Genomic DNA, 12008 nt, shown 5'->3' on the forward strand with positions numbered 1-12008 from the left:
CGTAGGCCTTGGTCCTAGAGGGGATGTCGACGATAGGCAGATTGAGGGCCTGCGATGAGGCCTTCAGCCTTCCACGGCAGGAATATGCCCAAACATCGCCTGCACGAACTTCATGCGCTCTTCCGGCGTTTCCGTCACCCCCGCAGCCTTCAACGCTTCCAGCCGCGCTTCCACCGCATGGGTACGCAACGTCAGCCCGCAGTCGTTGGCAATCTGGATATTCAGCCCCGGCCGCGCATTCAGCTCGAGGATCAGCGGGCCTTTTTCCTGGTCCAGCACCATGTCCACACCGATGTAACCCAGCCCGCACAGCTCATAACAACTGGCCGCAAGCGTCATGAAACCGTCCCAATTGGGCAGCTGCACGCCATCCACGGCGTTGGTGGTGTCGGGGTGTTTGGTGATGATGTTGTTCAGCCAGGTGCCGCGTAGCGTCAGGCCCGTGGCCAGGTCGACCCCCACGCCGATTGCTCCTTGGTGCAGGTTGGCTTTGCCGCCCGACTGGCGTGTTGGCAAGCGCAACATAGCCATCACCGGGTAGCCCATCAACACAATAATGCGGATGTCTGGCACGCCCTCGTAGCTGATGCTCTTGAAGATCTGGTCGGGTACCACGCGGTATTCGATCAGCGCGCGGTCGCGGTGGCCGCCCAGGGAATATAGGCCGGTGAGGATGCTGGAGATCTGGTGCTCGATTTCTTCATGGCTGATGATTTTGCCGGACACCGTGCGATAGCGCCCCTCAAAACGGTCGGCCACCACCAGGATGCCATCGCCGCCGGCGCCCTGGGCCGGCTTGATCACGAAGTCGCTGCGCCCACCGATGATCTCATCGAGCTTGTCGATTTCTTTCTCGGTGGAAATGATTCCGTACATCTGCGGCACGTGAATACCGGCCGCTATTGCCCGCTCCTTGGTGATGATCTTGTCATCCACAATCGGGTACAGGCTGCGCTTGTTGTACTTGAGTACATAGTCGGCGTTACGCCGGTTGATGCCCATGATCCCCCGCGCTTCGAGGGCCTTCCAGGTCTTCCAGAGGCCGAACATTACGAGTCAGCCTTGAGGAAGGCCTTGAAACGCACCAGCTCGGTCAGGCGGTAGCCGCGATAACGGCCCATGGCCAGCATGAAGCCCACCAGGATCAACAGGATCGCCGGGAAGGTGAATACAAAGTAGATCAGTTCCGGCACGCTCATGATGATGTGCGCCAGCGAGGCGGCGAACAGCGTACCAATCGCCACTTTCAGCGCGTGGTTGGCACCGCGCTCTTCCCAGGTGATCGATAGGCGTTCGATGGTCATGGTCAAAATCACCATCGGGAACAGCGCCACCGACAGCCCACGCTCAAGGCCCAACTTGTGGCTGAACAGGCTAATAGCCGCAATCAGCACCACCACGAAGGTCAGCACCACCGACAGCCTCGGCAGCATCTGCAATTTCAAGTGTTCCAGGTACGACCTGAGCGATAAGCCCAGCGCGGTAATAATGGTGAACAGCACAATGCCGAAGCCCAACTGCGTCTCGCGAAATGCCAGGGCGATCAGCACCGGGGTAAAGGTGCCGAGGGTCTGCAGGCCGATCAGGTTGCGCAGGATCAGGATCACCAGCACGCCAATCGGGATCATCACCATGATCATGAAGGTCTGCTGGGTTTGCAGCGGCAAGCCGTACAGCGAGTATTCGAGGAAGTTGGCGTCAGTGTTTTCGTCGGTCAGCTTGGCCAGGCGAATCGCGTTCATTTCGCTGTTGTTCAGGCTGAACGTCACCACGGCCTTCTTGCCGCCATCGACGGTGATCAGGTTTTCATCGCCGGTCCACCACTGCAGGCGGTCAGCCGGCAGGCCCTGTTCACCGGTTTCCGGGTTGAAGTACAACCAGTCATTGCCGTTGAAGCTGCGCAACCATAGTTCCGGGGTTTGAGGTTGGCTGGCCACCAGGCGGATGGTGTGGACTTTTTCCACCGGTACGTGGGCGATGGACAGCAGCAACTCGACAATTTTGGCTTTATGCGGGGTCGACGCGTCGCCGGCGAGCAGCAGCTTCACATTGTCGTCGCTGAGGTTGTTGGTGCGTTTGATCGCTTCGGTAATAAAGGTTTCGACGTCGGCCGAGTGCTGGCGGATCGGCGCCAGCAACGCTTCGGCGGCGATTTTTTCCGGGCCTTCCACGGCAATGCTGTCGCGGAAAGTCGGGCCTTTGACCTTGACCTTTTCGCCGCTGTAACGCTTGGTCAGCACCAGGCGGTAATACAGCGTCTGGTTGCCCTTGGCACGGCGTGCCGACCAGGTGACCTTGCGGTTGCCGTCGGTGCGGTTGACGCTCACGCCGTAGTTATTCGAGATAAAACTTTCGTTGAGACTGACGAAGTCGCGGCTCAGGGGCGGCACAAACATCGAGATCTTCACGGGGTCCTTGGGGTTGGCGACGAACTCGACTTTCGCGTCGATGTTCCACAGGTCGTCGGTGGCGTCCTCGGTGACAGGAATTCCCTGCACGAAAATCTGGTAGGCGGTGACCGAAATGCCCAACACCACCAGGAGGGTGATCAGGATTTTCAGGTGCAGGGTCAGAGAGCGCATTCGGTTTACTCGGCGGTATGAGCGTCAGCGGCGCAGGCAGGTTTGCCCGCTGCGTATTTAAGACTGGGGTCGACCAGCGCATCAAAGCGTTTCAACGCTTCGGAGCCGATCAGCAGCGGGTATTGGAAAGCGCTGCGGTCAGTCAAGTTCACTTCGATGCTGCGTAAAGCGGTGCCCATGCAGATATCCAGCGCAATCACTGGTCGGGCGGTGTAGTTCTTGTCCTCATCGGGGTCGTAGTCACCGGCGCGGCGCTTGATCTTGCTGACGCGGGCCAGGGGGCGTTCGATGGGGTGGGAATGGGCGGTGTCGATGGCCAGGTAGAAGCGGACCCAGGACTCACCGTTACGCTTGAAGCGCTTGATATCGCGGGCACTCAAGGAGGCGGTCTTGGCGCCGGTGTCGAGTTTGGCCGCCACTTCCAGGTCAATGCCGGCAAGTTTCGCGTATTCATTGAGGCCATACACGGTCTTCTCGGCGGCGACGCCAAGGCTCGGTATGCACACTAGGCAAAACACTAAAAGGAAGGGCTTGAGTCTCATAGATCCTGAGGCGGTGCAGTGCGATGTTTAATTCAAGGCGACTGGCATTGCTGCGCAAGCTCCCTCGTGCGCCGTTTCATCAAATGATGTCAGGCAAAAGCGGTGGGCATTCTAACATGATGCTTTTCTGGCGCCAGCGCTGGCAGGCGGCCATGCTCCGATAAAGTGCTGACGGGGCTATTAGACGATTGTCGACAATATTGATTTATTCTTTGACTATTACAGGGTGATTGGCTAGTTTTTGCGGCATTGCTTTTGAAGGTGTCGACAATATGCTCGATCAGACGGAAATTTCCGTGGTGCTGTCAGACGATTCCCAGACAATGTCGGAGAACGTCTTCCGGCGTATCCAGGCCGCCATCGTCAAGGGTGAGATCGCCCCCGGCAGCAAGATTTCCGAGCCGGAATTGGCGCGCACCTACGGCATCAGCCGTGGCCCATTGCGCGAAGCAATCCACCGTCTGGAGGGCCAGCGCCTGCTGGTACGCGTGCCTCACGTTGGCGCGCGAGTGGTGTCCTTGAGCCACGCCGAACTGATCGAACTCTACGAAATTCGCGAATCCCTGGAAGGCATGGCCTGCCGCCTGGCCGCCGAGCGCATGACCGACGTGGAAATCGAAGAGCTGCGCCAAGTGCTGCACACCCATGAGCGCGACGAAGCGTTCCAGGCTGGTGTCGGCTACTACCAGCAGGAAGGCGACTTCGATTTTCATTACCGGATAATTCAAGGCGCTGGCAACCGCACCCTCACCCAAATGCTCTGCGGCGAGCTGTACCAATTGGTGCGCATGTACCGTATCCAGTTCTCCGCCACCCCCAATCGTCCACGCCAGGCTTTTACCGAGCATCACCGCATTCTTGACGCGATTGCCGATCGCGACGGTGAACTGGCCGAATTGTTGATGCGCCGCCATATCGGCGCTTCCAAACGCAATATTGCCCGTCACTTCCCCGACGGCGCCCCCCAGACAGCCACTCAGCGAGGTGAGTCATGAGTTCCAACAATAAAACTACTCCAGGCCAGCGGTTCCGTGATGCAGTCGCCAGCGAACATCCATTGCAAGTGGTGGGCGCAATCAACGCCAACCACGCGCTGCTGGCTAAACGCGCCGGTTTCAAGGCCATCTACCTCTCTGGTGGCGGTGTCGCTGCCGGTTCCCTCGGCGTGCCGGATTTGGGCATCACCGGCCTGGATGACGTGCTGACCGACGTGTGCCGCATCACTGATGTATGCGACCTGCCGCTGCTGGTGGACGTGGACACCGGCTTCGGCTCCTCGGCTTTTAACGTGGCACGCACGGTGAAGTCGATGATCAAGTTCGGCGCCGCCGCTATCCATATCGAAGATCAGGTCGGCGCCAAGCGCTGCGGTCATCGCCCGAACAAAGAGATCGTGTCCCAGCAGGAAATGGTCGACCGCATCAAGGCCGCCGTGGACGCGCGCACCGATGACAGTTTTGTGATCATGGCGCGCACCGATGCGCTCGCCGTCGAAGGGTTGGAGTCCGCCTTGGAGCGCGCCGCGGCCTGCATCGAAGCCGGTGCCGACATGGTGTTCCCGGAGGCCATCACCGAGCTTGAGATGTACAAGCTGTTCGCCTCCCGGGTAAAAGCGCCGATCCTGGCTAACATTACCGAGTTCGGCGCGACCCCGCTGTACACCACCGAACAGTTGAAATCTGCCGATGTTTCCATCGTGCTGTACCCGCTCTCGGCCTTTCGTGCCATGAACAAGGCTGCCGAGAACGTCTACACCGCGATCCGTCGCGACGGCACCCAACAGAATGTGATCGACACCATGCAAACTCGCATGGAGCTTTACGATCGCATCGACTACCACACCTTCGAGCAGAAGCTCGACGCGCTGTTCGCCGCGAAAAAGTAACGAACGCGCCTCCCTGAATAACTACAAAATTGGAGAAGAACCATGGCTGAAGCAAAAGTACTCAGTGGCGCCGGCCTGCGTGGCCAGGTAGCCGGGCAGACCGCACTGTCCACCGTAGGCCAGGCCGGTGCTGGGCTGACCTATCGCGGCTACGACGTGCGTGAACTCGCGGCCGATGCGCAATTTGAAGAAGTCGCCTACCTGCTGCTCTACGGCGAGTTGCCGACCAAAGCCGAACTGGCCGCCTACAGCAACAAGCTGAGCACGCTGCGCGACCTGCCCCAGGCGCTGAAAGAAGTGCTGGAACGCATCCCCGCCGACGCCCATCCGATGGACGTGATGCGCACCGGTTGCTCGTTCCTGGGCAATATCGAGCCCGAAAAAGACTTCAGCGTGCAACGCGATGTCACCGACCGCCTGCTCGCCGCCTTCCCGGCGATCATGTGCTACTGGTATCGCTTCAGTCACGACGGCAAGCGCATCGACTGCGTGACCGACGAGCCGAGCATCGGCGGCCACTTCCTGCACCTGCTGCACGGCAAGAAGCCGAGCGCGCTGCATGAGAAAGTCATGAACGTGTCGCTGATCCTCTACGCCGAGCACGAATTCAACGCGTCGACCTTCACCGCCCGCGTGTGTGCCTCGACCTTGTCCGACCTGTATTCGTGCGTCACCGCCGCCATCGGCTCCCTGCGCGGCCCGCTGCATGGCGGTGCCAACGAAGCGGCGATGGAAATGATCGAGCGTTTCGGCTCGGCCGAAGACGCCGTCGAAGGCACCCTCGGCATGCTGGCGCGCAAAGACAAGATCATGGGCTTCGGCCACGCGATCTACAAAGACAGCGACCCGCGCAATGAAGTGATCAAGGGCTGGTCGAAAAAACTCGCTGACGAAGTGGGCGACAAAGTGTTGTTCCCGGTTTCGGAAGCCATCGACAAGACCATGTGGGAGCAGAAGAAGTTGTTCCCCAACGCCGACTTCTACCATGCCTCGGCGTACCACTTCATGGGGATACCGACCAAGCTGTTCACACCGATCTTTGTGTGCTCGCGCCTTACCGGCTGGGCCGCGCACGTGTTCGAGCAGCGCGCCAACAACCGCATTATCCGTCCGAGCGCCGAATACATCGGCGTTGAGCAGCGCAAGTTCGTGCCAATCGAACGTCGCTGAGTGAAGTGACCGGCGATCCTGAAGTGGTAACCGAATCAAAAATGTGGGAGCGGGCTTGCTCGCGAATACGGTGTGTCATTCAACACATAGGGCGACTGTTACACCGCCTTCGCGAGCAAGCCCGCTCCCACATTTTGACCTCATTCCAATTCGGGATCTGCCTCGGCTCTTCTTTTGTAACTACCGTGACCGAGTCCTGACGATGAACACTGAATTTCGCAAATCGCTGCCCGGCAGCCGCTTGGATTTCTTCGACGCCCGCGCGGCTGTCGAGGCAATCACGCCTGGCGCCTACGCCACTTTGCCTTACACCTCGCGCGTGCTCGCCGAGAACCTGGTGCGCCGTTGCGACCCGGCCACGCTCAACGCGTCCCTGAGCCAACTGATCGACCGCAAGCGCGACCTCGATTTCCCATGGTTCCCGGCGCGAGTGGTGTGCCACGATATTCTTGGGCAGACCGCGCTGGTCGACCTCGCTGGCCTGCGCGATGCCATCGCCCTGCAAGGCGGTGACCCGGCCCAGGTCAACCCGGTGGTGCCGACCCAACTGATTGTCGACCACTCCCTGGCCGTTGAAGCCGGTGGTTTCGACCCGGACGCGTTCGAGAAAAACCGCGCCATCGAAGACCGTCGCAACGAAGACCGTTTCCACTTTATCGAGTGGACCAAAAAGGCCTTCAAGAATGTCGACGTGATCCCCCCGGGCAACGGCATCATGCACCAGATCAACCTGGAGAAAATGTCCCCGGTGATTCAAGTGCGTGACGGTGTGGCTTTCCCCGACACCTGCGTCGGCACCGACAGCCACACGCCGCACGTGGATGCCCTGGGCGTGATCGCTATCGGCGTCGGCGGCCTGGAAGCCGAGAGCGTGATGCTCGGTCGCGCCTCGTGGATGCGCCTGCCGGAAATCATCGGCGTGGAGCTCACCGGCAAGCTGCTGCCTGGCATCACCGCCACCGATATGGTGCTGGCGCTGACCGAGTTCCTGCGTAAACAGAAAGTGGTCGGCGCGTGGCTGGAGTTCTTCGGCGAAGGCGCCTCCAAACTGACCCTGGGCGACCGCGCGACCATCTCCAACATGGCCCCGGAATACGGCGCCACGGCGGCAATGTTCTACATCGACCCGCAGACCATCGCCTACCTTAAACTCACCGGCCGTGAAGACGAGCAAGTCACCTTGGTGGAGCAATACGCACGCCACACCGGCCTGTGGGCGGATGACCTCAAGACCGCCCAGTACGAGCGCGGCCTGACCTTCGACCTGTCCAGCGTCGTGCGTAACATGGCTGGCCCGAGCAATCCGCACGCGCGTGTCGCCACCAGCGACCTGGCGGCCAAGGGCATCAGCGGCCACTGGGACGAAGTGCCGGGGCGAATGCCGGACGGCGCGGTGATTATCGCCGCCATCACCAGTTGCACCAACACCAGTAACCCGCGCAACGTGATCGCCGCTGGCCTGCTGGCGCGTAACGCCAACAAGCTTGGGCTGACGCGCAAGCCGTGGGTTAAATCCTCGCTGGCGCCGGGTTCGAAAACCGTGGCGATGTACCTCGACGAAGCGGGCTTGACCCACGAGCTGGAGCAACTGGGTTTTGGTGTCGTGGCGTTCGCGTGCACCACCTGCAACGGCATGTCCGGCGCACTCGATCCGGTGATCCAACAGGAAATCATTGATCGCGATCTGTACGCCACCGCCGTGTTGTCGGGTAACCGCAACTTCGACGGGCGAATTCACCCGTACGCTAAACAAGCGTTCCTGGCTTCGCCGCCATTGGTGGTGGCCTATGCGATTGCCGGCACCATCCGTTTCGACATCGAAAAAGACGTGCTTGGCCTCGACGCCAACGGCAGGGAAATCCGCCTGCAAGACATCTGGCCGAGCGACGAAGAGATCGACGCGGTGGTCAAGGCCGCGGTCAAGCCGGAGCAGTTCCGTGCGGTCTACATTCCTATGTTCGCGATCCACGAAGACACCGGCCCCAAAGTCGCGCCGCTGTATGACTGGCGTCCGCAAAGCACCTACATCCGCCGCCCGCCGTACTGGGAAGGCGCGCTGGCCGGTGCGCGGCCGCTCAAGGGCATGCGCCCGCTGGCGGTGCTGCCGGACAACATCACCACCGATCACCTGTCGCCGTCCAACGCGATCATGCTTGACAGCGCCGCCGGCGAATACCTGGCGAAAATGGGCCTGCCGGAGGTCGACTTCAACTCCTACGCCACTCACCGTGGCGACCACCTGACCGCGCAGCGCGCGACGTTCGCCAACCCGAAACTGTTCAACGAAATGGTGCAGGAGAACGGCAAGGTCAAGCAGGGCTCCCTGGCGCGGATCGAGCCGGAAGGCCAGGTCACGCGGATGTGGGAAGCCATCGAAACTTACATGGAACGCAAGCAACCGCTGATCATCATTGCCGGTGCCGACTACGGCCAGGGTTCGTCCCGCGACTGGGCGGCCAAAGGCGTGCGCCTGGCCGGTGTGGAGGCGATTGCCGCTGAAGGCTTCGAGCGTATCCACCGCACCAACCTGGTGGGCATGGGCGTGTTGCCGCTGGAGTTCCTGCCGGGCACCGACCGTCACACCTTGCAGATCGACGGCAGTGAAACCTATGACGTAGTCGGTCAACGCACGCCGCGTGCGCAGCTCACGCTGGTGATCACCCGCAAAAATGGCGAACGTGTCGAGGTGCCGGTGACGTGCCGCTTGGACACCGCCGAGGAAGTGTCGATCTACGAGGCGGGCGGCGTGTTGCAGCGTTTTGCCCAGGACTTCCTGGAATCGGCGGCGACCGCCTGAGAGGTTAACCATGGCACATGCAGCGCAAATCAAAATCCCCGCCACCTACATGCGCGGCGGCACCAGCAAGGGCGTGTTTTTCAGCCTCAAGGACCTGCCCGCAGCGGCGCAGGTGCCGGGTGCCGCGCGCGACGCTTTGCTGTTGCGGGTGATCGGCAGCCCCGATCCCTACGATAAGCAAATCGATGGTATGGGCGGCGCCACCTCGAGCACCAGCAAAACCGTGATCCTCGCCAAAAGCACCCGCGCCGAGCATGACGTGGACTACTTGTTTGGCCAGGTGTCTATCGACAAGCCTTTTGTCGACTGGAGTGGCAACTGCGGCAACCTGTCCGCAGCGGTAGGCTCGTTCGCCATCAGCGCCGGGCTGGTTGACCCTGCCCGCGTGCCGCAAAACGGTGTGGCGGTGGTGCGGGTATGGCAGTCGAATATCGGCAAGACCATCATCGCCCATGTGCCGATCACCGACGGTGCGGTGCAGGAAACCGGCGATTTCGAGCTTGACGGCGTGACCTTCCCGGCCGCCGAAGTGCAGTTGGAGTTCATGGACCCTGCAGCGGAGGAAGAGGGCGGCGGTGGCTCGATGTTTCCCACCGGCAATCTCATTGACGACTTGGAGGTGCCCGGTGTCGGTACCTTCAAGGCGACGCTGATCAACGCGGGTATCCCGACGATTTTCATCAACGCTGAAGACCTCGGCTACACCGGTACCGAGCTGCAAGGCGCGATCAACAGCGACCCCAACGCCTTGGCGATGTTCGAGACCGTGCGGGCCTATGGCGCGTTGCGCATGGGCTTGATCAAGCATCTGGACGAAGCCGCCCAGCGCCAGCACACGCCGAAGGTCGCGTTTGTGGCCAAGCCTGCGGACTACGTGGCGTCCAGTGGCAAGGCGATCAAGGCCGGTGATGTCGACTTGCTGGTGCGTGCGCTGTCCATGGGTAAGCTGCACCACGCAATGATGGGCACGGCGGCGGTGGCGATCGGCACGGCGGCGGCAATTTCCGGGACGTTGGTTAACCTCGCCGCCGGTGGTGTTGAACGTAACGCCGTGCGCTTCGGGCATCCGTCCGGCACCTTGCGCGTCGGCGCCGAAGCCCGCCAGGTGAACGGTGAATGGGTGGTAAAAAAAGCCATCATGAGCCGCAGCGCGCGAGTCCTGATGGAAGGCTTCGTACGCGTTCCCGGCGACGCTTTTTAAAACCCTACACCGTCACCTGGTGGGGCGGGCTTATGTGGGAGCGGGCTTGCTCGCGAATGCGGTGGTCCCGTCAACTTATGTGTAGCTGACACGCCGCCTTCGCGAGCAAGCCCGCTCCCACAGGGGTTCAACGCAATCCGCACTCCATTAGCAGGCAATCAGACCTGCCACACATGATCAACCCTGACCCTGAGGATGAAACAACCCTAACCCACTTTGGAGAACTGTCATGAGCGCCAACGTCGACCAGAACAACCGTCCCGACTACGACCAGGTCCTGCAGGACATCGCCGATTACGTCCTCAATTACCGGATCGATTCACGGGACGCCTTGGACACCGCCCGCAACTGCCTGATGGACACCCTCGGTTGTGGCCTTTTGGCCTTGCGCTTCCCCGAGTGCGCCAAGCACCTGGGGCCGATCGTGGAGGGCACGGTGGTGCCGTTCGGCGCGCGCGTGCCGGGCACGTCCTTTCGGCTGGACCCGGTTAAAGCCGCCTGGGACATCGGTTGCATGGTGCGCTGGCTTGACTACAACGACACCTGGCTCGCCGCCGAATGGGGTCACCCTTCGGATAACCTCGGCGGTATCCTCGCCGTGGCCGACCATCTTTCGCAAAAGCGCGTGGCCAATGGCGATGCACCGCTGACCGTGCGCGCGGTGCTGGACGCGATGATCATGGCCCACGAAATCCAAGGTGTGATTGCCCTGGAAAACGCCTTCAACCGCGTCGGCCTCGACCATGTGCTGCTGGTGAAAGTCGCCTCCACCGCGGTCACTGCCAAGCTGATGGGCGCCAACCGCGAGCAGTTGCTGGCTGCGCTGTCCCACGCGTTTGTCGATGGCCAGGCACTGCGTACTTATCGGCATGCGCCGAACGCCGGTTCGCGCAAATCCTGGGCGGCGGGCGATGCCTCGAGCCGTGGCGTGCGCCTGGCCGATATCGCCCTGCGCGGCGAGATGGGTATTCCCGGTGTGTTGAGTGCGCCGCAGTGGGGGTTCTATGACGTGTTGTTCAGCCACACCAACAAAGACTTGGCATTGAAGCCTGAGGATAAACGCGCGTTCAGCCTCTCGCAGCCCTACGGCACTTATGTGATGGAAAACGTACTGTTCAAAATCAGCTTTCCGGCTGAATTCCATGCGCAAACCGCCTGCGAAGCCGCAGTGACATTACACCCGCAGGTCAAAGATCGGCTGCATGAAATCGAGCGTATCGTGATTACCACCCACGAGTCGGCGATTCGCATTATTTCCAAGGTCGGCCCACTGGCCAACGCCGCCGACCGCGACCACTGCCTGCAATACATGACCGCTGTGCCGCTGGCCTTCGGCAACTTGGTGGCCGAGCAGTACGAGGATGAGTTTCACGCGGCCCATCCGATCATTGATGAACTGCGCCAGAAGATGGTGATCGTCGAAGAGCCACGCTACAGTCGCGAATACCTGGAGGCGGACAAGCGCTCCATCGCCAACGCGGTGCAGGTATTTTTCACGGACGGTTCGAGCACCGAGCAGGTGGTGGTGCAATACCCGATTGGGCACCGCCGGCGTCGGGTGGATGGCATTCCATTGCTGGAAGACAAGTTCAAAGCCAACCTGGCCACGCGGTTTACCGCGCAACGCAGTGGGGAGATTTTTGCAGTGTGCAAGGATCAGGCGCGGCTTGAGGCTACGCCGGTAAACCGATTTGTGGACCTGTTCGTTATTTAGACGACACTACAAAACTAATGTGCGAGCGGGCTTGCTCGCGAAAGCGGAGTGTCAGGCAATTCATCTGTCACTGACACACCGCATTCGCGAGCAAGCCCGCTCCCACACAAGCCTGTT

Annotated in this window: 9 protein-coding genes; 6 read left to right on the forward strand and 3 right to left on the reverse strand. The window is 60.8% G+C overall.

What is annotated here, in order from left to right; genetic code table 11:
* Window positions 1–63 precede the first annotated feature (63 nt).
* From FW764_RS03360 to rloA, 3 genes are read right to left on the reverse strand one after another with little or no spacing between them, the layout of a single operon-like run.
* A complete protein-coding gene (locus FW764_RS03360) occupies window positions 64–1050 on the reverse strand; it encodes an alpha-L-glutamate ligase-like protein (RefSeq protein WP_446432748.1) in 987 nt (328 codons plus the stop codon).
* The gene (gene rloB / locus FW764_RS03365; protein WP_446432749.1) at window positions 1050–2582 is read right to left on the reverse strand and encodes an osmotic stress tolerance membrane protein RloB; all 1533 of its coding nucleotides are present in this window, start codon (window positions 2580–2582) and stop codon (window positions 1050–1052) included. The genes FW764_RS03360 and rloB overlap by 1 nt, the downstream gene beginning before the upstream one ends.
* A 5-nt stretch (window positions 2583–2587) precedes the next feature.
* The gene (gene rloA / locus FW764_RS03370) at window positions 2588–3124 is read right to left on the reverse strand and encodes a retropepsin-like aspartic peptidase RloA (RefSeq protein WP_446432750.1); all 537 of its coding nucleotides are present in this window, start codon (window positions 3122–3124) and stop codon (window positions 2588–2590) included.
* Between the two features lie 272 nt (window positions 3125–3396).
* Here rloA and FW764_RS03375 point away from each other — a divergent pair, with 272 nt between their 5' ends.
* The 6 genes from FW764_RS03375 to prpD all read left to right on the forward strand — a co-directional run bounded on the left by FW764_RS03375 (window position 3397) and on the right by prpD (window position 11891).
* A complete protein-coding gene (locus FW764_RS03375) occupies window positions 3397–4119 on the forward strand; it encodes a GntR family transcriptional regulator (RefSeq protein WP_446432751.1) in 723 nt (240 codons plus the stop codon).
* Window positions 4116–5009: a methylisocitrate lyase gene (prpB, locus tag FW764_RS03380; RefSeq protein WP_446432752.1), complete on the forward strand. Its 894-nt coding sequence runs from the start codon at window positions 4116–4118 to the stop codon at window positions 5007–5009. Before FW764_RS03375 ends, prpB begins: the two co-directional genes overlap by 4 nt.
* A gap of 42 nt (window positions 5010–5051) precedes the next feature.
* Window positions 5052–6179, forward strand: coding sequence for a bifunctional 2-methylcitrate synthase/citrate synthase (gene prpC / locus FW764_RS03385; protein ID WP_446432753.1), 1128 nt, complete (start codon window positions 5052–5054; stop codon window positions 6177–6179).
* Window positions 6180–6381: 202 nt separating this feature from the next.
* Window positions 6382–8976, forward strand: coding sequence for a Fe/S-dependent 2-methylisocitrate dehydratase AcnD (gene acnD / locus FW764_RS03390; protein WP_446432754.1), 2595 nt, complete (start codon window positions 6382–6384; stop codon window positions 8974–8976).
* Between the two features lie 10 nt (window positions 8977–8986).
* On the forward strand, window positions 8987–10177 hold the full coding sequence (gene prpF / locus FW764_RS03395) for a 2-methylaconitate cis-trans isomerase PrpF (protein WP_446432755.1): 1191 nt from the start codon (window positions 8987–8989) through the stop codon (window positions 10175–10177).
* Window positions 10178–10406: 229 nt separating this feature from the next.
* Window positions 10407–11891, forward strand: coding sequence for a 2-methylcitrate dehydratase (gene prpD / locus FW764_RS03400; protein ID WP_446432756.1), 1485 nt, complete (start codon window positions 10407–10409; stop codon window positions 11889–11891).
* Window positions 11892–12008: the final 117 nt, after the last annotated feature.

It is taken from the genome of Pseudomonas sp. 1152_12, from assembly GCF_052850675.1.